Genomic DNA, 25,274 nt, shown 5'->3' on the forward strand with positions numbered 1-25,274 from the left:
AACAATGCATAAAATACAATTTCTGGTCAAGTTATAAAGAGCATAGGGTGAATGCCTTGGCACCAGGAGCCGAAGAAGGACGTGGTAAGCTGCGATAAGCCTCGGGGAACTGCAAGCAAGTTTTGATCCGGGGATTTCCGAATGGGGAAACCCACCTAGGGTAATACTTAGGTACCCACTACTGAATCCATAGGTAGTGAGGAGGCATACCAGGGGAACTGAAACATCTAAGTACCCTGAGGAAAAGAAAGAAAACTCGATTCCCTAAGTAGCGGCGAGCGAAAGGGGATTAGCCCAAACCTAGAAAATTTTTTCTAGGGGTTGCGGATATACTCATAAGAGCGAAGAATTTGTAGCCGAAGAGGTCTGGAAAGGCCCACCATAGGAGGTAATAGTCCTGTAGGCGAAACAAAGTCTAGCTTGAGTATACTCCAGAGTACCACGAGACACGTGAAACCTTGTGGGAAGCAGGGGGGACCACCCCCCAAGGCTAAATACTACCTGGTGACCGATAGCGCATAGTACCGTGAGGGAAAGGTGAAAAAAGAACCCCCGGGAGGGAGTGAAATAGAACCTGAAACCCTATGTTTACAAGCAGTGGAAGTTCTTTTTATGAACGACCGCGTACTTTTTGTAGAACGGGCCAACGAGTTACGGTATGCAGCAAGGTTAAGTAGTTAAGCTACGGAGCCGCAGCGAAAGCGAGTCTGAATAGGGCGATTTAGTTGTATGCCGTAGACCCGAAACCGGGTGACCTATCCATGAGCAGGTTGAAGCGGAAGTAAAAATTTCGTGGAGGACCGAACCCATGTCTGTTGAAAAAAAGGCTGGGATGACTTGTGGATAGCGGAGAAATTCCAATCGAACTCGGAGATAGCTGGTTCTCCCCAGAAATAGCTTTTTAGGGCTAGCCTCAAAGTTAGTGATACGGAGGTAGAGCACTGAATGTCCTAGGGGCCCTCACCGGTTACCGAAGACTATCAAACTCCGAATGCCGTAATCATATCTTTGGGGAGTCAGACTATGTGTGATAAGATTCATAGTCGAGAGGGAAACAGCCCAGACCGTCAGCTAAGGTCCCTAAGTACAGGTTAAGTGGAAAAAGGATGTGGGATTGCATAGACAACTAGGATGTTGGCTTAGAAGCAGCCACTCATTTAAAGAGTGCGTAATAGCTCACTAGTCGAGTGATCCTGCGCCGAAAATTACCGGGGCTCAAACCTGTCACCGAAGCTACGGCTTACTGATAGTATTTATATTATTGGTAGGGGTAGGGGAGCATTCTATACGGGCTGAAGTCATACCGAAAGGAATGGTGGACTGTATAGAAGAGAGAATGTTGGCATGAGTAGCGAGAGGTAGGTGAGAATCCTACCCGCCGAAAACCTAAGGTTTCCTGAGGAAGGTTCGTCCGCTCAGGGTTAGTCGGGACCTAAGCCGAGGACGAAAGTCGTAGGCGATGGACAACAGGTTGAAATTCCTGTACCACCGAAAAATCGTTTGAGCAATGGGGGTGACACAGGAGGATAGGCTAAGCGCACCGTTGGTTGTGTGCGTCTAAACCCGTAGGGAGTCTATGTAGGCAAATCCGCGTAGGCAATCCTGAAAGGTGATGGGGGAGCGAAATATAGTAGCGAACTTGCTGATTCCACACTGTCGAGAAAAAAGCCTCTAGCGAGATCTAGGTGCCCGTACCGCAAACCGACACAGGTAGGTGAGGAGAGAATCCTAAGGCGAGCGAGAGAACTATTGTTAAGGAACTCGGCAAAATGACCCCGTAACTTAGGGAGAAGGGGTGCCACGGTAGGGTGTTAAAAGCCTGAGGTGGCCGCAGAGAATAGGCCCAAGCGACTGTTTAGCAAAAAAACACAGGTCTCTGCTAAGTCGAAAGACGATGTATAGGGGCTGACGCCTGCCCGGTGCTGGAAGGTTAAGGGGACGTGTTAACGTAAGTGAAGCACTGAACTTAAGCCCCAGTAAACGGCGGCCGTAACTATAACGGTCCTAAGGTAGCGAAATTCCTTGTCGGGTAAGTTCCGACCCGCACGAAAAGGCGTAACGATTTGGGCACTGTCTCAACAATAGACTCGGTGAAATTGTAGTACCGGTGAAGATGCCGGTTACCCGCAGCAGGACGGAAAGACCCCGTGGAGCTTTTTACTGTAGCCTGACACTGGATTTTGGTATTACATGTACAGCATAGGTGGGAGACTTAGAAGCATGTACGCTAGTATGTGTGGAGTCGCCGTTGGGATACCACTCTTGTAATACTGAAGTTCTAACCAGAAGCTGTGAATCCAGCTTTGGGACACTGTCAGGTGGGCAGTTTGACTGGGGGCGGTCGCCTCCTAAAAAGGTAACGGAGGCGCCCAAAGGTTCCCTCAGCGCGGTCGGAAATCGCGCGTAGAGTGTAAAAGGCAGAAGGGAGCTTGATTGCGAGACTTACAAGTCGAGCAAGGACGAAAAGTCGGGCTTAGTGATCCGGTGGTTCCGAGTGGAAGGGCCATCGCTCAACGGATAAAAAGCTACCCCGGGGATAACAGGCTTATCTCCCCAAGAGTCCACATCGACGGGGAGGTTTGGCACCTCGATGTCGGCTCGTCTCATCCTGGGGCTGAAGTAGGTCCCAAGGGGTTGGGCTGTTCGCCCATTAAAGAGGCACGCGAGCTGGGTTCAGAACGTCGTGAGACAGTTCGGTCCCTATCCGCTGTGGGCGCAGGAAATTTGAGAGGAGCTGTCCTTAGTACGAGAGGACCGGGATGGACGTACCTCTGGTGTATCAGTTGTCGCGCCAGCGGCATGGCTGAGTAGCTATGTACGGACGGGATAAGCGCTGAAGGCATCTAAGCGCGAAGCCCCCCTCAAGATTAGATTTCCCATGACGTAAGTCAGTAAGACCCCAGAAAGACCATCTGGTTGATAGGCCTAAGGTGTAAGGGCAGTAATGTCTTAAGCTGATAGGTACTAATAGGTCGAGGACTTGACCAAATATATGCATTGTTTAGTTTTGAGGGTACAACCTCTAATCCAGTGACAATAGCGAAGGGGTCACACCTGTTCCCATACCGAACACAGAAGTTAAGCCCTTCAGCGCTGATGGTACTTAGGCGGAGACGCCTTGGGAGAGTAGGTCGTCGCTGGTTTGATTCGGGCGCATAGCTCAGCTGGGAGAGCACCTGCCTTACAAGCAGGGGGTCATAGGTTCGATCCCTATTGCGCCCACCAAAATCAAATAATATGCGGGTGTGGCGGAATTGGCAGACGCACTAGACTTAGGATCTAGCGCCTTGTGCGTGGGGGTTCAAGTCCCTCCACCCGCACCATTTATGGAGAAGTACTCAAGTAGGCTGAAGAGGACGGTTTGCTAAACCGTTAGGCCGGGTAACCGGTGCGCGGGTTCGAATCCCGCCTTCTCCGCCAATGATGAAAAGATATCTATCATTTAAGATAGATATCTTTTTTATTATTGTCTTTTTATGTTTGTTTATGTTAAAATGATATGTTACTAATTTATTTGAAAGGAAGTATAGGATGATTCGAGAAAATATTAGAAATATTGCAATTATTGCTCATGTTGACCATGGAAAGACTACTTTGGTAGACGAAATGTTAAAACAAAGTGGAACTTTCAGAAGCAATGAGTATATAGAAGAAAGAGTAATGGATTCAAATGATTTAGAAAAGGAAAGAGGCATTACAATCCTCTCTAAAAATACATCTATTACTTATAATGGAGTAAAAATTAATGTAGTAGATACGCCAGGGCATGCGGACTTTGGAGGAGAAGTAGAACGAATCATGCAAATGGTTGATGGGGTATTATTATTAGTGGATGCTTTTGAAGGGCCTATGCCTCAGACAAGATTTGTATTAAAAAAGGCTTTAGCATCAGGATTGAAGCCTGTTGTTGTAATCAATAAAATTGATAGACCTGAAGCAAGAATTGAAGAGGTTTTAGATGAAGTATTGGATCTGTTTATTGATTTAGATGCAGATGAGGAACAGTTAGAATTTCCTGTAATTTATGCTTCTGCTAAACAAGGAATTGCAAAGTATGAAGTTACAGATACAAATGAAGATATGATTCCACTGCTTGATACAATATTAGAAGAAGTTCCAGCACCAGAAGGTATATTAGAAGATGGATTGCAGTTGAGGATTTCTTCTATTGACTACGATAAATATGTTGGAAGAATTGCTATTGGAAAAATAAGCAGAGGAAGTATTAAAAAAAATCAAGAAGTGGTTTTATGCAGTGGGGATGGAAGTCTAAAGAACTTTAGAGTGAGTAAATTATATACATTTAAAGGTTTGAAAAAAGAAGAGGTAAATGATGCAGCGTTTGGAGAAATTGTTGCTTTATCTGGAAATGATGATATGAATATAGGGGAGACTATTTGTTCAACAGATAAAATTGATCCTCTACCTTTTATAAAAATTGATGAGCCAACCCTTGCTATGAATTTTATCGTAAATGATAGTCCTTTTGCTGGAAGAGAAGGAAACTTTGTAACGAGTAGACAATTAAAAGAAAGACTTGAAAAAGAACTTTTATCAAATGTTGCATTAAGGGTTGAAGAAACAGATTCTTCTGATGTTTTTAAAGTTTCTGGTAGAGGGGAATTGCATCTTTCTATTTTAATTGAAAACATGAGAAGGGAAGGATATGAGCTATCTGTATCCAGACCAGAGGTAATACTAAAAAAGATAGATGGAAGTTTATGTGAGCCTATGGAGCAGGTAATAATAGAGGTGCCAGAAGAGTATATGGGTATAGTGATTGAAACCTTAGGACAAAGAAAAGGTGAAATGACGAATATGACCCATAACATTAATGGTACAGTGAAGCTAGAGTTTATGATTCCAGCAAGAGGCCTTATTGGCTATCGTTCTCAATTTATGACAGACACAAGAGGCAATGGAATCCTAAATCATATATTTGCTGGATATGAACCATTTAAAGGAGAAATTCCATCAAGAACAAAAGGTTCTTTAGTAGCTTTTGAAACAGGTACAGCTGTAACTTATGGATTATACAATGCACAAGACAGAGGGAAGCTGTTTATAGGAGCTGGAACAGAAGTTTATGAAGGTATGATTGTTGGGGAAAATGCAAGAAGTGGAGATATTGTTGTAAATGTATGTAAGCGTAAGCAGCTTACGAATATAAGGGCTTCAGGTTCTGATGATGCTATGAAGCTTACGCCGCCAATTCAAATGTCTTTAGAGCAAGCTTTAGAATTTATTGCTGAGGATGAGTTAGTAGAAGTAACTCCTAAAAGTATTCGACTAAGAAAAAAAATATTAAATAAGGAAATGCGTGCAAAAGCAAACAAAAGATAATATAAAAAACCCATTTGAAAAATTTTCAAATGGGTTTTTATAATAATGGTGATAATAATCTAGCTGTTGATTCTTTTACTTTATTGATTAAAGGTCTTTTTAAAAATTCTTCAAATTTTATTTCTTGACTATCTTCTATATCAATTAAGAAATTTTTCTCCATTTTTGATACAATATCTTGATCATAAATAAAAGCATTTACTTCAAAGTTTATTTCTAAGCTTCTAATATCTAGGTTTGCTGTGCCTACTGATGCGACTATGCCATCCACAAGTACTATTTTTGCATGAATAAAGCCCTTTTTATATTGATATATCTTAACACCTGCTTCAAGGAGTTCTTCAACATTAGACATGGATGCCCAAAATACTGTTTTGTGATCAGGTTTACTTGGAAGGATAATTCTTACATCTACACCACTCAAAGCAGCCGTTTTTAGAGCCATCATAATACTTTCACCTGGAACAAGGTAAGGGGTATTAATAAATATTCTGTCCTCTGCAGAAGAAATAATAGAAAAATAAGCTTGCATAATAGATTCCCAATCAGAGTCGGGGCCGCTTGCAGTAATTTGGATTAATTGTTCACCATAATGAGAAAGTTTTGGGAAATATATAGGACTAAAGGTTATTTCTTGATTTGTCACAAATAGCCAATCCATCAAGAAAATATTTTGAAGGCCATAGACTGCTTCTCCTTCAACTTTTAAATGGCTATCTCTCCAAAAGCCTAAATGGGGATTTCTCCCTAAATATTCATCCCCTATATTGAGCCCTCCTAAAAATCCTATTTTTCCATCTATTACGATAATTTTTCTGTGATTTCTATAATTAAGCTTTCTACTTAACAATGGAAAAGCTACAGGAGAAAAAGCATGAATTTCTACGCCTGCATTTCTCATTTCTTGTAAATAACGTTCACTGAGTCTCCAGCTGCCTACACTGTCATAAATAACTCTTACCTTTATTCCTTTTTTTGCTTTATCCATAAGAATATGCTTAATGATTCCGCCGATATAATCATCCTTTATAATGAAATATTCAAGATGGATATGATGTTGTGCTCCTTTTAATGCTTCGATAATAGAGGAAAAAGTTTCATCTCCATTTGTTAATACCTTTAAGTGATTATTAATTGTAAAAGGAGATTTAGAGTTATTTAATATTAAACTGATGAGCCTTTTTTTTACGAAGCTTTCATTAGCTTCAAATAATTCTTTATCTCTTACAGCTTCCCTTTGAATATTTGCTACTTGTTCAAAAAAAGGGAAGTCTCTTTTTCTTTTCTTTTTAAATATCTTTTTCTTTCGAACATTTTGCCCCATAAATAAATAGAAAATAAAACCTATAACAGGAAATAATACTAAAACTAAAAGCCATGAGATGGTTTTTGAAGGATTTTTGTTTTCCATGAAAATGATGATGGCGATAAATATTGTGTATATGGTAAATACAGTTCCTATATAGCCTTTAATTTTTTGTAAGTAAATAGGAAAATTTTCACTTAAAACTGAATTTTGTATCTCATCTATTTTTACAATCCTTAGAGGATTAGGAGATGGTTCATGAATGTGGATAGCATCTCCTTGTAGGGTGAAAAGGATTATAATAAAAATAGCATAGAGATATATTTTGTTTTTTTTAATTAGATTCAAATTATTCACCATCCTTTCCACGAAAAAGGAGATATAATATTATTATACTCAAATATAATGCTTTTGTTTAATATGAAAGAATTTATGATATAATTCTTTTGCTAACAAATCTAAGAAAGAGAGTGACAATCATTGAAAAATAATAAATTAAAGGGAACCTTATTGATTATACTATCTACATTTGCTTATGGAATAATACCGATTATATCTCAGCTAGCTTTCAAAGAAGGCTTAAATGTTTCTAGTATACTCTTTTTTCGATTTTTTATTGCAACTATTATTACTTGGAGCTACATTTTTTTTAGAAAGATTTATTATAAAACTACAAAAGCACATTTTTTCTATTTGGTCATATTAGGTGTATTCGGATTTTTAGGAACTTCTTCGTTTATATATATGGCATATACCTATATTTCAGGGTCTTTGGCAACTATTATATTGTTTACCCATCCTGCAATGATTGCATGCTATGAAATCTTTTTTCTCAAAAAAGAAAAAGATATACGAAAGATATTAGCACTTTTATTTGCTTTTATGGGCATAATTTTCGTAGTTGGAAGTAAGGATATTCATTTGAATATGACTGGAGTAGTTTTTAGCTTATTTGCAGCTGTTTGTTATTCTTTTTATGCTTTAGGATTAGCTGAAAAAAGAACAAAGAAAATGAATTCTATTGTTATTTCGGGGTATATAGCATTTTCTTGTTGTCTTACTTATTTTATACAAGGGATAATTCGCCATAATATTTTTTTGCCTACAACTTTAAGCGGATGGGGATACATTATTATATTAGCTATATTTTCTACTGTATTTGCTACCATAGCTTTTTGTAAAGGGGTTCAGCTAATAGGACCTAGTACTTCCGTAATTATTAGTACATTTGAGCCAGTTGTTGCTTGTATAGCAGGATTTTTTGTTTTAGGAGAAACATTAACGATTCCAATTATAATAGGTGGAGTTCTTATTTTATCAGCAATCTTTATTTTACAGATGCCTGAAAAGATAAGCAATATATTTTATATAAAAAGAAAACAAGTTCCTTAAAAATAAACCAGCATAATGCTGGTTCATTTTAATGTTTTAATTCTATTTCAATACGTATTCCCCTGCCAATAATCTTAATATCTTTTAAATCTTTTATAATTGTTTTTGTTTCATCTAAAGAAGTTATAAGCTTAACTTTATTTCCTTCAGCTCTCTTGATTTTTCTTAGTTTTTTCTTTCCTTCATACTCAACTAAAGCTAATGAATTATGGACAAACTCTTTATTTAAATAAATTAACACTTTATCTCCCTTATGAATTCTTAGTGGGTTTAACTTTTCATCAGGTACTTCTATATATACTAATTTATCAGGATTAAAACCTTCTACTTTTCTATTTATAATAGGAAAACTTTTATATCCTTTTATTTGTTTCATGTCTATATCGAATATAGGAACTTTTTTGATAATATTTGACAATGCTTCTTCCCATTGGTTTAAAGGGACTACTGCTGGTCTTTTTTGTGGAGATGGTTGTACTTTTTTAGGTTTTGTTTCCTCTTTTTCTTTTGTAGGCTCTAAGGTGACATCTTCTTCTAGGTTTTTTCCTAATATCTTTGATAATTGTTTGAGTTGTTGTTCGCTGATGATTTTTTTTCCAGTTTCAACATCTATAATAAAGGACTCTGCTACACCACATTTTCTTGCTAATTGCTTTGGGGAAAGACCTTTTTTTATTCTTTCTTCCTTGATTTTATCTCCAATTCTACTCATTTTCATCACCTCATTGTATGATTATATTAAATATTAACATAAATACATTGCAACATAGTATATTAAAAATGTCAATGAAAAAAAGGAGCTATTTTGCTCCTTTTTAATAATTTCTTAATCCTTCCATTAGTTCATCAATTATTTCTTTAACAGATGTTATTTTATTAATTTTATAAACCTTTGCACCTGCAAAAGCAAAGCCTCTTTCAAGGTTGCCACGCTGTGCTTGAATAAGTGCATCTGCTATGCAGTAAAGGGTTTCTTTTGGATTACATGGTTTTAAGCAGTTTACACATTTGATATCTTTTGGTTTTCCATTTTTATAAACGCTTTCAATAAAACTGTTTTTGATAGCTCTACCTGGCATACCGACAGGGCTTTTTATAATTATGATATCTTCTTCCTTTGCATCAATATAAGCTTGCTTAAAGGCTTCAGAAGCGTCACACTCATAAGTAGGAACAAATCGTGTAGCCATTTGCACCCCAGAAGCGCCTGCCTTTAATATTTCCCCAATATCTTTTGCATCATAAAGTCCGCCTCCTGCGATAATAGGGATTTTTTTATTATACTTTTCTTCAAACGGTTTGATTGCTTCTAATACTTCTTGTACAAGGCTTTTAAGAGAAAAATTTTCTTTATCTTCAAGCGCATCAACAGAAAAACCTAAATGACCTCCTGCTTCTGGCCCCTCAACTACGATAGCATCAGGTAAATAGTTGTGTTTTCTGTCCCATTGTTTACAGATTAATTTCGCTACTTTTCCAGATGAAACAATAGGGGCTATTTTTGTAATAGAGTCTTTTACAAGCTCAGGAAGTTTCATAGGCATACCAGCACCAGAAAAAATAATATCTACTTTTTCTTTTACAGCTACTTTTACCATTTCTTCGAAATTTGTTAAAGCAGTCATGATATTTACGCCTATGATTCCTTTAGGAGCAAGCTTTTTTGCTCTTCGAATGTGGTAGGTTAAACCATCTATATTGGCTTGGAATTTATCTTTATGATAATTTTCTAAATCGAAGCCTGGTTCAACACCAGAGATTACGCCAATAGCACCACAGTTTGCTACAGCAGCAGCTAAGTTTGATAGGGAAACACCAACTCCCATGCCTCCTTGTACAATAGGGACCTTAGCGATTAAGTTGCCTATTTTTAGTTCAGGGATATTCATCTTAACACTCCATTTCTGTAAAATCAATACTTAGAATTATTATATAACAAAAATGCCCCTTTATACAAATAATTTATTCATAATGGGTATAGTGGAAATTTTTATCAGAATCTAGGTGCTTAGGACAAATGTGAAAGATTAAGAAAAAATAATTGATTATGAATTTTTTAACTATAATTATAGCGTTATATGAATTTTTGTATTAAAATTATATTAATTTAAAAAGTATTTTTATCATTATAAAAAAGGAGCGATACTATGTTTTCAGAAAAGGTAGTAAATAATTTAAGCAAGTCTTCTTGGATTAGGGCAATGTTTGAGGAAGGTGCGAAGCTTGCTCAAAAGTATGGAGCAGAGAATGTTTATGATTTTAGTCTTGGAAATCCTTATGCAGAGCCACCAGAAGAAGTTATAGAATCATTGAAAAAGCATGTATTAAGTGATGAAAAAGGGCTTCACAGGTATATGAATAATGCAGGATATCAAGAGGTTAGAGAAAGAATTGCAAAATCTTTACAAAATGAAAGTGGGATCGAGCTTTCAGCTGCTAATATTGTAATGACAGTTGGAGCTGCAGGAGGATTAAATGTTACTTTAAAAGCTCTTCTTAATCCTGAAGATGAGGTAATAGTTTTTGCACCATATTTTGTTGAATACAATTTTTATGCAGATAATCATGGTGGGAAAACAGTAGTTCTACCTCCAGATACATCAACTTTTGAACCAGATTTAAGTGCTCTTGAAGAGCGTATTACAAAAAAGACAAAAGTTTTGATTATAAATACACCGAATAATCCAACAGGGGTTATATATACTGAAAAAACATTAAAAGAGATTGCAAAAATAATAGAAAGAAAAGAAAAAGAATATGATACTACTATATTTGTTATTTCTGATCAGCCATACAGTGAAATTCGTTATGATGAAGTAAAGCTACCTAGTATACTTTCTATATTTAATAATGCAATAGTTGTGAATTCGTTTAGTAAATCTTTAGGACTAGCAGGGGAAAGAATAGGATACATTGCTGCAAGCAGTAGAATTAAAAATATAGATGTACTTATGAATGCTTTAAGTTTTTGTAATCGTACTCTTGGATTTGTAAATGCTCCAGGATTATTTCAAAAGGTTGTTGGTGATGCACTAACAGCTAAGGTGGATGTTGAAGCATATAAAAAGAGAAGAGACTTTTTATATGAAAATCTTACAAGAATAGGATTTGAATGTGTAAAACCACAAGGAGCTTTTTATCTTTTTCCAAAGGCATTGATAGATGATGATGTAGAATTTGTAAAAAGAGCAATGAAATATAATTTACTTCTTGTACCAGGAAGTGGATTTGGATGTCCAGGATATTTTAGAATTTCTTACTGTGTAAAATTTGATAGGATTAAAAATTCTATTCCTGCATTTGAAAAATTAGCAAAAGAGTTTAAGTAAAGCCAGCAAATGCTGGCTTTTTTAGACGAAAAATAAATATTTTAAAATATAGTGATGCATGTCACAGAAAAGTTAATCTTATAGATGTATAATAAAATCAAAGATAAAATAAGGAGGAATGGAAAATGGCAAAAAGAAAAATCGTTCATATAGATGAAGAAAAATGTAATGGATGTGGATTATGTGTTCCTTCATGTGCGGAAGGAGCAATCAAAATTATTAATGGAAAGGCAAAGCTTGTTGCAGATAATTTATGTGATGGTTTAGGAGCATGTTTAGGAGATTGTCCTCAAGGAGCAATTGAGATTATCGAAAGGGAAGCAGATGAATTTGATGAGGAAGCAGTAAAAATTCATCTAGAAGGGGAAGAATCACAAGGATGCCCAGGTAGTCGAATAAGAATGTTTAAAGATGAAGGAACGATTGCTGCTAGTATAAATAGTGAAGATATAGAGATAAAAATTAAATCTCAGCTTAGACAATGGCCTGTACAGCTTATGTTAATTCCACCAACAGCCCCATATTTTCAAGGAGCAGACCTATTGATTACTGCAGATTGTGTACCTTTTGCTTATCCGAATTATCATTTAGACTTGTTAAAGGGCAAAAAAGTAGTAGTTGGATGTCCAAAATTAGACGACATAGAGGTGTATTTTGAAAAGCTTACACAAATAATAAAATACAATGACTTAAAAAGCATAACGGTAGCATTTATGGAAGTGCCTTGTTGTATGGGGATTGTAAAAGCTGTAGAAAAAGCCATAGCTCTTTCTAGAAAGGATATAGTATTGCATAAGGTGAGAATAGGAATAGAAGGAGATTTAATAAGACTATAAAATAGTGGGATTTTCCCACTATTTTTTTATCTAAACAAGTAATTCTATCGGATAGTGTTGTTTTTTGCTTATGGTAAAATTATAAGATATAATAAAGAAAAAACCAAAGTGGTGGGTGTGAGAGAGGGATTATGATGAAAAAAGGAATAAAAGTAAAAATATTGATATTTTTATTACTTATATCTATGATACCCTTAAGTGTAGTAGGCTATTCTCGATATATGGATACAAAATGGTTAATTCTTGAAAGAGAACAGAATAAAATCAAGGAATTTCATAAAAATATTGAAGGAAAAATTGTGAAGTTTTTTGGAGGAGCTCAAAAGGATATTTTGTTTCTAAAAGAATTAGCAAAAGAAGAACTTGAATTTTCTGAGAACGAACAACATTCAAAGGACCATTTGGATATATTGCAAAGTGCTTTTTATCACTTTGCAAGAGTCAATATTCAATATGATAAAATTCGGTTAATAAATAAAGAAGGATATGAGATTATAAGAATCAATAATGAAGAAGGCGTAGCAAAGATTGTACCAAGAGAGCAATTACAGTATAAAGGAGATAGATATTATATTCAAGAAGCTTATGATTTAGAAGAAGGAGAAATGTATGTATCATTTTTAGATCTAAATAGAAAAAACGGGAAAATTGAAACACCGGCAAATCCTATGATTCGGTATGTTATGCCTATATATGATCATAAAGATGATCTAAAAGGATTTATTATGTTAAGTCTTAAAGTAAAATACATACTAAAAGATATTGAACGGGTGAAAGATAGAAGCAAATATAAAAATCTCATGATTTTTGATGAAAATGGTTATTATATTATGCATCCTGACAAAAGAAAAGAATGGGGTGGATATACAAATTATAATACAGGAGAAAGCTTTAAGAAAGATTATCCTCAAAAATATAAGGAGATTTTATCTTCTAATTCCTTAAAAATTATAAAAACAAATGAGGATCTATTATCTTTTAGTCCAATAAAAATTTTAAAGGATATGGATAAAAAAATATTTGTAGTACTTTATCTAGATAAAAAAGAATACCTGATGCCATTAACTAAGTTTATTAAAAAATTGATTCTAGAAATGTTTGTGATTTTAGTATTGGTAATTGTTGCAGGTTTATATATTTCTGAACACCTATCAAAACCTATTTTAGAAATAATCAAAGCAGTGGAAGAAATAGGAAAGGGGAATTTTGATATAAATTTTAATATTCAAACTAGCGATGAAATAGCGTGTTTAGGTTATGAAATAAAGAAAATGAGTTATGAACTAAAAAATATGTATCATAATATGGAAAGATTGGTGAAAGAACGGACTGAAAAATTAGAACTTGCCCACTTAGAAATGAAAGAGATGGCAAATACAGATTCCTTAACTGGATTATATAATCGACATTATTTCAATCAATTTATTCAAGAGGAAGAAAAAAGGATAGCAGCAAAAAAAGGAAATTTAACCATATGCATCATTGATGTTGATAAATTTAAATATATTAATGATTTCTATGGACATAATATTGGGGATGAAGTATTAAAGGCCGTTGCAAAAATATTAAAAGATTCTGCTAAGAAAACTGATGTGGTGGTACGATATGGAGGAGATGAATTTTTAATTGTTTTGCCAAATAGTGATCAAAAAAGTACTAATAATTTCATAGACAGACTATATGATAAATTAAAAGAATGGAATCAAAATACAGATCTTTTAAACCATGAACTCTCTTTAAGTATTGGTTTTGAAGAATATAATGGAGAAGGGAGTATTTTAGATACAATAAAAATAGCTGATGAAAGAATGTATGAAAATAAAAAGCAAAAAAGGCAAATACAATAAAAAGCGGTCAAGGCCGCTTTTTATTGTATTTTAAAACTCATAGATTTCATTAGGATTTAAAATTATAACTTCTGTATTATGTACTTTTTCTTTAAAGGTGTTAGAATCTGCTTTGATAACAGGGAATGTATCATAATGCATAGGAATTACTTTTTTAGGTTGTATAAATCCTACTGCGCGAGCCGCATCTTCCATGTCCATAGTGAAATTTCCACCAATCGGCAATAATGCCAAATCAATATTTTCAACCTCTAAAAGTTTCATATCCATGGTTAAACCTGTATCTCCTGCATGATAAACTTTCTTTCCATTTACTTCAATAACAAAGCCGCAAGGATTTCCACCATATACTAAACCATTTTCTGTTTCAATGCCAGAACCATGAAGAGCAGGAGTCATTTTGATAGTTCCAAAATCAAATTTTGTTCGGCCACCAATATGCATAGGATGAGCAGTTACCCCTTCTTTTTCTAAATATAAAGCGATTTCATAGTTGGTAACTACAGTAGCATTGTTATTTTTAGCAATTTCTACTGTATCGCCTAAATGATCTCCATGACCATGAGTTACAAAAATATGGGTTAGATCATTAAAATCAGAAGGTTTAGCACTAGATTGTGGATTGTTAGTTAGAAATGGATCGATTAATGCTTTGAAATTTCCCTCTTCAATATAAAAGCAAGAATGACCTAAAAATTGAATTTTCATCTTATCAGCTCCTCATACAATAGATATTTATCATTAATAGTATACTATAAATTGTAATATTTTATAGTTCTTTTTCAAATGTTGATATTATACATGAATACAATTAAAAACTATTTGAAAAATTCTAAAAATTAATGTATAATATATACATACAAAAATGTAGAAAATAGTCGAAATATAGGGATGTCATTATAAATACAGATGGTTGGGAAGGAGGAAGGAGTTTATGGAATATTTAAAAAGATTAAGGGAAAAAAGAGACAACTTAATGGATAAATATATTATGTTTGTTCAAAGACCTAATTTAACAAAACAAGAAATCGAAGACAAGAAAAGAATCAATCGAGAGATTATTAACTTAGATTTTGAAATTGAGAGAATAAAAATGAAATTGCAAACCAACTAAAAAACCTGAGTTTTACTCAGGTTTTTCTTCTTCTACAGAGTCAGCATGGTTTTTTTCTATATCTTCTTTTTTAAGAGTTTCTTGTATTTCTATTTTGCTTCCACAATTAGAACAGAATTTTGCACCTTCACTAACTTCATATCCACATTGTTTGCACTTCATAATACCCTTTAGAGATTCAATTTTTGCTTCATATTCTTTTATTCTTTCTAAGGTAGCTTTAATTTCTAGCAGTGCAGAGGATACTTCTTCTGTCAATTCAATATTAGGATTTTCTTCATAGGATGTATACATTTTTTTACCTAAATCATAATAAAGTTCATCAATTCTAGACATATCTTTCGATAGGGCAATTTTTACTTTTGTTAATTCTGTTACATCAGAAGAAATTTCTTTGATAGCTTTTGTACTATCGAGCATTCCTTGCTTTACTTTGTTAAATAAATTCATATTTTGTTCCCTCCTAAAATCTATTTACTAATTATTATTTTTGATAAGAAATATTATTCCTATAAAAAAGAAATCTAAATAAAAAATACCTTCACTAGCAGGAGTGAAGGTATTTAAAGAAGGTATTAAGCGATTTTTTCTCCTTCTTTTTCCTGTGGAAGTTTTTCCATTGTTATACCAGTAAAACCATAGAATATGGATACTAGTGGATTTATTAGATTTAAAAATGCAAAAGGTAAATATGCAAAAGGATGCATACCTAGGGCAGTAGTCATAAAAGCTCCACAAGTGTTCCAAGGAACAAGAGGGGAAGTGATTGTGCCGAAGTCTTCAAGACATCTAGATAGATTTTTTGGATGTAGCCCTTTTTCTCTATAAACATCTTTATACATTCTTCCAGGTATTACTAATGATAAATATTGATCACCTGTTGCAAGGTTACAGAAGATACATGTAATAAATGTAGCAAGGACAAGAGAACCTGTGCTATTTGCAAGTTTAAGAATTTTTTCTGCAATTACTTGAAGCATACCTGTTCTTTCCATTATTCCACCAAAAGATAAGGCAATAAGAATCAAGGATACAGTCCACATCATACTGTCTAATCCACCACGAGATAATAAGCTATCAACAGCTTCTATTCCTGTTTCAGAAGTATATCCATAGTGAGCAGCATCGATAATGGCACTCATACCAGCTCCTTGGAATACTGCTGCAAATATACCTCCAAGTATAGTTCCACCAAGGAGTCCTGGAAGAGCAGGCACTTTAAATACTACCATTAGTATAACTAAAACTGGTGGAAGTAATAATAAAGGATTAATGTTAAATTGTCCATTAAGGGCATCTAGTAAAGTGTTAATGGTAGCAGTATCAAGTTCTTTTCCAGCATATTTTAATCCAAGGATTCCAAATATGATACAAGAGATTAATAAACTTGGGCCTGTAGTAAAGCACATGTGTTTTATATGGTCAAATAGTTTTGCACCAGCCATAGCAGGAGCGAGATTTGTAGTATCAGAAAGAGGGGACATTTTATCACCGAAATAAGCACCAGAGATAATTGCTCCTGCAACCATAGGAGCAGGAATCCCAAGACCTCCACCTACACCAAGTAGTGCGATACCAACTGTACCAGCAGTAGTCCATGAGCTTCCTGTTGCAAGAGAAACGATAGAACATATAAGACAAGTTGCAACTAAGAATATTCCAGGAGATATGAGCTTTAAGCCATAGTAAATCATTGTAGGAACAACACCTGATAAGATCCAAGTACCAATTATACAACCAATAACCATAAGAATAAGTACAGATTGCATAGCCATTTTAATTGTTTCAGTAACACCTTCTTCAATAAATTGCCATTTGTAGCCAGCTCTAATTGCGATCAAGGATGCAAAGATAGCTGAAGCTAAGAGCGGCATGTGAGGGTCTCCTCCGAACTTCATCAGAGTACTCATCAATGAAGCAATCAAAAATACAATAACAAGCATTGCTTCCCCAAAAGTAATTTTTCTTGGGAGTTTGGTTTCCATAAACAAATCCTCCTTTTGATGAATAAATTTTTAGAAAATTAAGTAAATTCTTTATTAGTATATCACAAAGAAGGACTAAAATCAATAATAAAATTCACAATAGTAAGAATTTAAAGATAAATGAATCTATAATTTAAAATTTATTCTTAATAAATAAACAACGATTTTTTAAAAATGTTACTGATAAAAATATTTCCTCATTGGATAATATAAGAAAAATCTTTATTTTCAAAGTATATTGACATATATATAAACATATGCTAAAATACGAAGAAATGAATATGCTTTAGTTGTGTCTTAGAGGTTGCGATGTATCAAGAGTACTATGGTGGAAGTATAGGGAACTGGTAATACCATAGGAAAGGGGTCATCGCCGAAATATATAGGTTTCCCTAAGCCTATATGTTGGGCCTATGTTGAATAAATATAGGACTGTCACTGTTAAATTACCCAGTTTATCAGTGAGGCGCTATTTCACACGGGGTGAAAGCTGTATTCTGCTGAAAATAATAACAGCCAGGAGTACCTTTTACTCTTTGGCTGTTTTTGTTTTATAAAAATTCTTAATAGAATAAAGGATATAGTAGTACACAGACTAGGGAATTAGGAGGGGAATATATGGCGGTAGTAGTACAAAAATATGGAGGTACATCTGTAGGAAGTATTGATAAGATTAAAGCTGTAGCAAAAAGAGTAGTAGATAGAAAGAATAAAGGAGAAGATGTAGTAGTTGTTGTATCAGCTATGGGAAAGACAACAGATAAGTTAGTAAGTATGGCAAGAGAAATATCTACGAAACCTATAAGAAGAGAACTAGATATGTTAATGTCTACAGGAGAACAAGTATCTATATCGCTTTTAGCTATTGCTTTAAATGAAATGGGGTATGAATCTATATCTCTTACTGGGTTTCAAGCTGGTATAGAAACAGAAGGATATCATACAAAGGCAAGAATTCAGGATATTGATATAGAAAGAGTAAAAAAATATTTAGATGAAGGAAAAATTGTAGTAGTTGCAGGATTTCAAGGAATAAATGAAAATGGAGATATTACAACACTAGGTAGAGGAGGGTCTGATACAACGGCTGTAGCTCTAGCAGCAAAGTTAGGGTGTACATGTGAAATATATACGGATGTAGATGGTATTTATACAGTTGATCCAAGATTGTTTCCTACTGCCAGAAAATTAGATAGTATAAGCTATGAAGAAATGCTAGAAATGGCAAGTTTAGGGGCAGGGATTATGGAAACAAGAGCAGTAGAAATAGGGCAAAAATTTAATGTGCCTATATATGTGGCATTAAGTAGTGAAGAATGGCCAGGAACTTATATAAAGGAGTTTGATGTTAATATGGAAAGTAAAGCAATTACAGGGTTATCTGCAAGTGATAAAGATTTAATGGTAACGGTAAATCATGTGCCTTATGATAGCAAAAATATTTCTATGATTTTTCAAGAATTAGCCAAAATGGATATTAATATTGATATGATTAGTCAAACAGCGCCTTCACATGGAGTGGTCAATGTATCGTTTACAGCACCAAAAACAGATGAGGATATTATATTAAATATTATGGAAAAACTAAAAAAGGAATTTAGTGATATAGAGATAGATATAGAAAAGAATATAACAAAGTTTTCTGTTGTAGGAATAGGAATGCGAAGCCAATCAGGAGTTGCAGCAAAAATTTTTGAAATATTTGCTAATAACAATATAGGATTTAAGCAAGTCACAACTTCTGAGATTAGAATATCTTATACAATTTCTACACAAGATACACAAAGAGCTATTGAAGCAGTAGCAAGAGAATTCAATTTATAAAAATTAAAATAAATAACTACTTGTCAAATTTGATAAGTAGTTATTTATTTTTGTTATTATGGTAGAATATCTATATATTAAAAAATAAGGAGTTAAATAATGAGGATTTTAAAATTTTTAGAAAAGCATATATTAAAAGGACTTTTGTATGCAGCTGTTTTTGCTGTTTTAGGAGTTTTATTTTCTTTTATAAAAGGATGGACTCTGTTAAAAGGGGCTTATATTTTTGTATTAGGAGCAGGTGTTTTAACAATGGTTGTTTCTTTAATGTTACTTATAGGAACGCCACAGATGAGAAAATCTATTTTTATGGGTTCTAAGAAATGGGATAAAAATAGAGGTAGTGAGGGAATAGGACCAGCTTTAATGGGGATCGTAATTACTATCATAGGATTTTGGCTAGAAGCTATGACCCATTGATTTCATGCAAAAAAGGAATTTATTCTCAAATCGTTAAGGATTTGACATATAAGGGGTTTTTATTTTTGTGCTAAAGGTGTATAATTTGATTTAGAGATTAATTTTTAAATATATTGGAACAAGGAGTATATAAGCATATAGCTTATAATGAATAAAGGGGGTTAAGTTATGCCTTATGAATTTATTAAAATTGACAAATCAGAAAGGGTTGCTATTTTAAAGCTAAATAGACCTAAAGCATTAAATGCACTAAACACTCAAGTTTTAAAAGAATTGGACCTTGCAATAGATCAATTAGATAAAGATGAAAGTGTAGATGTTATCATTATTACAGGAGAAGGAAAAGCTTTTGTTGCTGGAGCAGATATTACAGAAATGAAGGATTTAAATGCAGAAGAGGGAAGAAGATTTGGAAACTTTGGACAAAAAGTATTCAGAAAAATTGAAAAAATGGAAAAACCAGTAATTGCCGCAGTAAATGGTTTTGCATTAGGTGGTGGATGCGAATTAGCAATGTGTTGTGATATGCGTATTGCTAGTGAGAAAGCAAAATTTGGGCAACCAGAGGTAGGACTAGGAATTGTTCCAGGGTTTTCTGGTACTCAAAGATTACCAAGACTTGTTGGGATAGGAAAAGCAAAGGAATTAATATTTACGGGAGATATTATTAAAGCAGAGGAAGCTGAGAAAATAGGACTTGTAAATAAGGTAGTAGCACATGAAGAGCTAATGAATGAAGCCATGGATTTAGCTAAAAGAATTGTTAAAAATGCTCAAAAGGCTGTAAGATATGCAAATATTGCTATTAATAGAGGTATTGAGACAGACATTGAAACAGGGATTGAAATTGAAGCAGATTTATTTGGATTGTGTTTTGCTACAAAGGATCAAAAAGAAGGTATGACTGCTTTTGTAGAAAAGAGAAAAGCAGAATTTAAAGGAGAATAAAGTTTGTCATAAATAATTTACATAGGGGGTATTTCTATGAAGAAAATTGGTGTATTAGGTACAGGAACAATGGGTTCTGGAATCATTCAAGTATTTGCACAAAATGGATATGAAGTTTATGTAAGAGCAAGAAGACAAGAATCTATTGATAGAGGAATTGCTACAGTTACTAAAAACTTAGATAGAAGTGTGAAAAAAGGAAGAATGACAGAAGAAGAAAAGAGTGCTGTTTTAGAAAGAATTCATGGATCTACAGATCTTGAGATTATAAAAGATTGTGATTTAATTATAGAAGCTGCTACAGAGAATATGGAAGCAAAGAAAAAGTTGTTTGCTGAAATTGATAAGCTTTGCAGACCAGAAGTTATTTTTGCTACAAATACTTCTTCTCTTTCAATTACAGAAATTGCAGCAGCAACCAATAGACCAGATAAAGTAATTGGTATGCACTTTTTTAATCCAGTGCCAGTAATGAAACTTGTTGAAATTATTAAAGGACTTGCAACTTCAGAAGAAACAAAAGCTGCTATTGTAGCTCTTACAAAAGAAATTGGAAAAACTCCAGTAGAGGTGGAGGAAGCTCCAGGTTTTGTTGTAAATAGAATTTTAATCCCTATGATTAACGAAGCAATTGGAATTTTAGCTGATGGTGTAGCAAAGGCTGAAGATATTGATGAAGCAATGAAGCTAGGTGCAAACCATCCAATTGGGCCTTTAGCATTAGCTGATCTTATTGGTAATGATGTATGTTTAGCAATTATGGAAGTATTATATAATGAATTTGGTGATTCAAAATATAGGCCACATCCACTACTTAGAAAAATGGTTAGAGGCAATTTATTAGGAAGAAAAACAGGTAAAGGATTTTATGATTATCAATAGAAAAATTTATAGAAATAGATAAATGATAGGGCTATATTGTTTTAAATATAATTTATGCAATATAGCCCTTTTATATTTTTGAGTTATATTATAAAAGGAAAATACAAATAAAAACAGAATAAATATTGTGAATAATAAAACTATTAAAAAATAAATTGAAATAGTCTTGTACATCGATCACATAAGAAGGCAGTATACTTAAGATTAGTATATATGGCAAGGAGGATATATATGGAAATAAAAAGAGTGGGAGAATTGCTAATGGAGCATGTTCCAGGGATTATAATTCTTAACAAGAGAGAAGAGATCATATGGATAAGCGAAATGATTAAGAAAATATATAGTCAAAAAAAAGTTTTAAATAATCGTTTTTGTAATTTATTTCCATTTACAATAGACATACTGCTATATACTAGTAAAATTTTCAAAACTCCTTATGGTAAAAAGTATAATATGAAAGCACGAAAGGTCGTAGATGAAGAAAAAGAATATATTTTTGTGTTTATGCAAGATATAGAAGATTTTACAAATGATAAAATAAGACTTTATTGTTTAGAAAAAATCATATCTTCTATTAATGATGGAATTATTATGAGTAATGCTGAAGGAAGGATTATTCTATACAATAAAGCACAGGAAAAATTAGAAGAATTATCAGGTAAAGATATTATTGGGAAGTACCTATGGGAAGCTTACGATTATAAGGCTATAGAAATGTCTGAACATCAAAAGGTCTATAAAACAGGAATACCTATTGTTAATAAATATAAAGCACATGCATATAAAGATGGAGTTCCTAAATATGTATTCTATAGTACATATCCAATTGAAAAAGATGGAGAAATCATTGGTGCATATTCTATTAGTAAAAATGAAACCATGTTAAAGTCATTGTTATCTGAGACAATTGAATTAAAACGTAGGTTGCGCAGTAAAAAAATATCAAAAAAAGATAAATATAAGGATAATGGTACAGTCTATTCGTTTACGGATATCATAGGAGATAGTGAACAAATAAAGAATCTAATTAAAGAAGCAGAGACCATGGCTTTATTAGAAAATAATTTATTAATTATTGGAGAAACTGGGACAGGGAAGGAAGTTTTTGCTCAAAGCATACATAATCTTGGAAAAAATAACAAGGAACCATTTGTGGCAATAAATTGTGCAGCAATTCCTGAGAACCTTCTTGAAAGTATCCTGTTTGGAACGGTAAAAGGGTCCTATACGGGTGCAGTGGATCAAGCTGGATTATTTGAGGAGGCTAGAGGAGGAACTTTATTTTTAGATGAGTTGAATTCTATGCCTATTGCTATGCAAACCAAATTACTTAGGGTATTACAAGAAAGAAAGGTAAGAAGAGTGGGGGGACTAAAAACAACATCTATTGATTGCAGAGTGATTAGTGCAATTAATGAAGATCCACAAAAAATTATCAAAGAAGGAAGATTAAGACAAGATCTCTTCTATCGCATTGCAAGTCTTTGCTTATACATTCCTCCTCTTAGAGAAAGACCTCAAGATATATTAAGCATGGGAAGTTTTTTTATTGGAAAATATAATAATATGCTTAATAAAAGTGTAAAATCTTTTTCACCTGAATTAAGAGAAATTATGTTATCTTACCATTGGCCAGGAAATATAAGAGAGTTAGAGCATATAATTGAAAACTTAATGATTAGAGTAAGGGAAAATGAAAAAGAGTTAAGAATTGAACATTTGCCTAAATATATTCAGACTAGGATTATAGGAGAGAATGCAGTTGGTAAAATACGAAAAAAACAGATTTCATTATCTGAGATCCTTCGAGATATAGAAAAAAGAATTATTGTTGAAAGTTTAAATAAAAATGAATGGAATATAAGCAAAACTTCGAAAGATTTAGGAATTATTAGACAAAGCTTAATATATCGTATGAAAAAGCTTGGGATAAAATCAAAAGAGAAAGAGATTGTATAAAATTTAGTCACATAGGTAATTTGTTCTATTCGATAAATACAGATTTTTAAATACTGTGTAGGAATGTGTGATCTTATAGCAATTAAAGCAAACTATCCAATGGTAGAAGCAGTAGAATAAAAATAGAGAGATTATATCCACCCTTTTAGAGGGTGGATTGCTATTTTGTAAGTTATTTTTATAAGGAGAAATGAAAATAAAAAGAAGTATTGAAAATATGTCAAAATTGTAGAAAATGACTAAAAATTGTACAGGGATAAGAAAATCTAACTGTTTAAAATGCTAAGTTTTGTAGCAGAAGATGTATAAAACTTATACAAGAGAGAAAAAGAAGGGTAGCCTACGTGTAACAATATTGAATTATATCACTGTTTTTAAACAGATGGCATGACAATTGCTTAATATATCCACAAATATTTCTGAAAATTGAAAAAATAGAATCGACATTTCGAAATACATTATTAAAGGGTGGCCGCCTATTTAATAAAAATTACTAAAGCTAAGTATTGGCAATTAAGAGAAACAAAAGACGAAGGGAGGGAGTTTGTGTAATAATTCTCTGAAATTTTCATTCAGAGACAAAAAATATAAGGAGGATTATTTATGTTAACAAATCCTGTTGTATTATCTGTTATTGTAATGACAATATTGTGTTTGTTAAAGCTAAATGTTATTCTTTCATTAGTTGTAGCAGCAATTATAGGAGGATTCGTAGCTGGTATGTCTCTTGGAGATACTATGGGAGTACTTGTAGGTGGAATGGGAGGTAATGCTGAGACTGCTTTGAGTTATATACTATTAGGGGCATTGGCTACAGCTATTGCAAAAACTGGTGCTGCTGATATATTAGCATTAAAAATTGCAAAATTAATCAAAGGAAAAGGCATTGTATTATTACTTGTTATTGCTTTTGTAGCATGTTTATCAGGAACAGTTATACCTGTACATATAGCTTTTATTCCAATCCTTATACCTCCATTGTTAGCGATTATGAATAAAATGAAGATGGATCGAAGAGCTGCTGCTTGTGCATTGGCTTTTGGTTTAAAAGCTCCATATATTACATTACCTGTTGGATATGGATTGATTTATCACAATATTATTAGAGATCAAATGGGACTTAGTGGAATGGAAATAAGTACTGGAATGGTTTGGAGAGCTAACTGGGTAGCTGGCCTTGCAATGCTTACAGGATTAGTGATTGCTTTGATTGTATATAGCAAACCTAGAGAGTACAATATGCTAGATAAGGCCATTGATGAGACAGCGGCTTCATTGGATAATCAAGAAGAAATAAAAGTGACAGGAAAACACTATGCAACATTAGTAGCTGGAGTAGCTGCATTAGTTATTCAATTAAAATGGGGATCTATGCCTCTTGGTGCAATGGGTGGTCTTTTGGTTATGTTAATTTCACGTGCTATTAAGTGGAACGATATTGAGGAAATGATGCATGGTGGAATTAAACTTATGGGGCTTATTGCATTTGTAATGTTAGTTGCATCAGGATATGCTGCTGTTATGAGAGAAACTGGAGGTGTAGAAGCACTTGTAGAAGCAGCAACGAGCATGATGGCAGGAAGTAAATTTATTGCTGCTACTATCATGATTTTACTAGGGCTTGTCATAACAATGGGAATTGGGACCTCTTTTGGAACAGTACCTATTATTGCGGCTATTTATTGTCCATTAGCATCTGCTTTAGGATTCAGCGTAAAAGCAACTATTCTTTTAATAGCAGTTGCTGCAGCTTTAGGAGATGCTGGATCTCCAGCTTCAGATACCACATTAGGGCCTACAGCAGGTTTAAATGCAGACGGACAGCATGATCATATTTGGGATACATGTGTACCTACTTTCTTATGCTATAATGTACCCCTTGTTATATTTGGAATTATAGGGGCGGTAATCTTCTAAGAACATTATAAACAATAAAAAGGAATTCTTATTTAAAGAGTTCCTTTTTATTGTTTATAATTTATAAGAAACTTTAAAACTGGAGTTTTGAAATTTCCCTTAAGACATAAAAATATGTATAAAAATTATACAGGATATATTTTTTCTACAATAGAGAAATGCTACTTCAGTG

At 33.7% G+C, this 25,274-nt stretch carries 18 protein-coding genes, 3 tRNA genes, 2 rRNA genes and 1 riboswitch; of the genes, 17 read left to right on the forward strand and 6 right to left on the reverse strand.

What is annotated here, in order from left to right; all coding sequences use genetic code 11:
* Positions 1–24: 24 nt before the first annotated feature.
* From FQB35_RS00940 to typA, 6 genes are all read left to right on the forward strand, one after another.
* A 23S ribosomal RNA gene (locus FQB35_RS00940) occupies positions 25–2,988 on the forward strand.
* Positions 2,989–3,026: 38 nt separating this feature from the next.
* Positions 3,027–3,143, forward strand: a 5S ribosomal RNA gene (gene rrf / locus FQB35_RS00945).
* Positions 3,144–3,149: 6 nt separating this feature from the next.
* Positions 3,150–3,225: transfer RNA gene (locus tag FQB35_RS00950), tRNA-Val, on the forward strand.
* A gap of 14 nt (positions 3,226–3,239) precedes the next feature.
* A tRNA-Leu gene (locus FQB35_RS00955) sits at positions 3,240–3,323 on the forward strand.
* Positions 3,324–3,328: 5 nt separating this feature from the next.
* A tRNA-Ser gene (locus FQB35_RS00960) sits at positions 3,329–3,420 on the forward strand.
* Between the two features lie 111 nt (positions 3,421–3,531).
* Complete coding sequence (typA, locus tag FQB35_RS00965; RefSeq protein ID WP_148808124.1) at positions 3,532–5,343, forward strand: translational GTPase TypA; 1,812 nt, start codon at positions 3,532–3,534, stop codon at positions 5,341–5,343.
* Between the two features lie 37 nt (positions 5,344–5,380).
* On the opposite strand, the gene cls is transcribed toward typA, so the two are convergent.
* Positions 5,381–6,997 carry a cardiolipin synthase gene (gene cls / locus FQB35_RS00970; RefSeq protein WP_231701833.1) on the reverse strand — a complete coding sequence of 539 codons (1,617 nt, stop codon included), beginning with the start codon at positions 6,995–6,997 and terminating at the stop codon, positions 5,381–5,383.
* Positions 6,998–7,129: 132 nt separating this feature from the next.
* On the opposite strand from cls, the gene FQB35_RS00975 reads away from it, so the two are divergent.
* Positions 7,130–8,041 carry a DMT family transporter gene (locus tag FQB35_RS00975; protein WP_148808126.1) on the forward strand — a complete coding sequence of 304 codons (912 nt, stop codon included), beginning with the start codon at positions 7,130–7,132 and terminating at the stop codon, positions 8,039–8,041.
* 28 nt (positions 8,042–8,069) lie between these two features.
* On the opposite strand, the gene FQB35_RS00980 is transcribed toward FQB35_RS00975, so the two are convergent.
* Together FQB35_RS00980 and FQB35_RS00985 are read right to left on the reverse strand one after the other, a co-directional pair.
* On the reverse strand, positions 8,070–8,753 hold the full coding sequence (locus FQB35_RS00980; protein ID WP_168198202.1) for a helix-turn-helix domain-containing protein: 684 nt from the start codon (positions 8,751–8,753) through the stop codon (positions 8,070–8,072).
* Between the two features lie 103 nt (positions 8,754–8,856).
* Positions 8,857–9,930 carry an NAD(P)H-dependent flavin oxidoreductase gene (locus tag FQB35_RS00985; protein WP_148810718.1) on the reverse strand — a complete coding sequence of 358 codons (1,074 nt, stop codon included), beginning with the start codon at positions 9,928–9,930 and terminating at the stop codon, positions 8,857–8,859.
* 258 nt (positions 9,931–10,188) lie between these two features.
* Here FQB35_RS00985 and FQB35_RS00990 point away from each other — a divergent pair, with 258 nt between their 5' ends.
* From FQB35_RS00990 to FQB35_RS01000, 3 genes are all read left to right on the forward strand, one after another.
* A complete protein-coding gene (locus FQB35_RS00990) occupies positions 10,189–11,370 on the forward strand; it encodes a pyridoxal phosphate-dependent aminotransferase (RefSeq protein ID WP_148808128.1) in 1,182 nt (393 codons plus the stop codon).
* 125 nt (positions 11,371–11,495) lie between these two features.
* Positions 11,496–12,206 carry an ATP-binding protein gene (locus tag FQB35_RS00995; RefSeq protein WP_148808129.1) on the forward strand — a complete coding sequence of 237 codons (711 nt, stop codon included), beginning with the start codon at positions 11,496–11,498 and terminating at the stop codon, positions 12,204–12,206.
* A 134-nt stretch (positions 12,207–12,340) separates the two neighbouring features.
* Positions 12,341–14,053 (forward strand): sensor domain-containing diguanylate cyclase, encoded by a 1,713-nt coding sequence (locus FQB35_RS01000; protein ID WP_168198203.1) that lies wholly within the window; start codon positions 12,341–12,343, stop codon positions 14,051–14,053.
* Between the two features lie 30 nt (positions 14,054–14,083).
* Here FQB35_RS01000 and FQB35_RS01005 read toward each other — a convergent pair whose 3' ends face one another.
* Positions 14,084–14,761 (reverse strand): metal-dependent hydrolase, encoded by a 678-nt coding sequence (locus FQB35_RS01005; protein WP_148808131.1) that lies wholly within the window; start codon positions 14,759–14,761, stop codon positions 14,084–14,086.
* Between the two features lie 226 nt (positions 14,762–14,987).
* Here FQB35_RS01005 and FQB35_RS01010 point away from each other — a divergent pair, with 226 nt between their 5' ends.
* Positions 14,988–15,167, forward strand: coding sequence for a hypothetical protein (locus tag FQB35_RS01010; protein ID WP_148808132.1), 180 nt, complete (start codon positions 14,988–14,990; stop codon positions 15,165–15,167).
* 12 nt (positions 15,168–15,179) lie between these two features.
* Here FQB35_RS01010 and FQB35_RS01015 read toward each other — a convergent pair whose 3' ends face one another.
* Complete coding sequence (locus FQB35_RS01015; protein ID WP_148808133.1) at positions 15,180–15,617, reverse strand: zinc ribbon domain-containing protein; 438 nt, start codon at positions 15,615–15,617, stop codon at positions 15,180–15,182.
* 125 nt (positions 15,618–15,742) lie between these two features.
* Positions 15,743–17,152 (reverse strand): Na+/H+ antiporter NhaC, encoded by a 1,410-nt coding sequence (nhaC, locus tag FQB35_RS01020; RefSeq protein ID WP_148808134.1) that lies wholly within the window; start codon positions 17,150–17,152, stop codon positions 15,743–15,745.
* A 290-nt stretch (positions 17,153–17,442) separates the two neighbouring features.
* A riboswitch (Lysine riboswitch) is annotated at positions 17,443–17,632 on the forward strand.
* Between the two features lie 138 nt (positions 17,633–17,770).
* On the opposite strand from nhaC, the gene FQB35_RS01025 reads away from it, so the two are divergent.
* The 6 genes from FQB35_RS01025 (at position 17,771) to FQB35_RS01050 (ending at position 25,102) form a co-directional block, all read left to right on the forward strand.
* The gene (locus tag FQB35_RS01025; RefSeq protein ID WP_148808135.1) at positions 17,771–18,976 is read left to right on the forward strand and encodes an aspartate kinase; all 1,206 of its coding nucleotides are present in this window, start codon (positions 17,771–17,773) and stop codon (positions 18,974–18,976) included.
* Positions 18,977–19,075: 99 nt separating this feature from the next.
* Positions 19,076–19,396 carry a hypothetical protein gene (locus tag FQB35_RS01030; protein WP_148808136.1) on the forward strand — a complete coding sequence of 107 codons (321 nt, stop codon included), beginning with the start codon at positions 19,076–19,078 and terminating at the stop codon, positions 19,394–19,396.
* A 168-nt stretch (positions 19,397–19,564) separates the two neighbouring features.
* Positions 19,565–20,344, forward strand: a complete 780-nt coding sequence (locus FQB35_RS01035) for a short-chain-enoyl-CoA hydratase (RefSeq protein ID WP_148808137.1) — start codon at positions 19,565–19,567, stop codon at positions 20,342–20,344.
* Between the two features lie 36 nt (positions 20,345–20,380).
* Complete coding sequence (locus FQB35_RS01040; RefSeq protein WP_148808138.1) at positions 20,381–21,226, forward strand: 3-hydroxybutyryl-CoA dehydrogenase; 846 nt, start codon at positions 20,381–20,383, stop codon at positions 21,224–21,226.
* Between the two features lie 231 nt (positions 21,227–21,457).
* Positions 21,458–23,185 carry a sigma-54 interaction domain-containing protein gene (locus FQB35_RS01045; protein ID WP_168198204.1) on the forward strand — a complete coding sequence of 576 codons (1,728 nt, stop codon included), beginning with the start codon at positions 21,458–21,460 and terminating at the stop codon, positions 23,183–23,185.
* A 603-nt stretch (positions 23,186–23,788) separates the two neighbouring features.
* Positions 23,789–25,102 (forward strand): Na+/H+ antiporter family protein, encoded by a 1,314-nt coding sequence (locus FQB35_RS01050; protein WP_148808140.1) that lies wholly within the window; start codon positions 23,789–23,791, stop codon positions 25,100–25,102.
* Positions 25,103–25,274 lie beyond the last annotated feature (172 nt).

Origin of the sequence: Crassaminicella thermophila (assembly GCF_008152325.1) — a bacterium.
Taxonomy (GTDB): Bacteria; Bacillota; Clostridia; order Peptostreptococcales; family Thermotaleaceae; genus Crassaminicella_A; species Crassaminicella_A thermophila.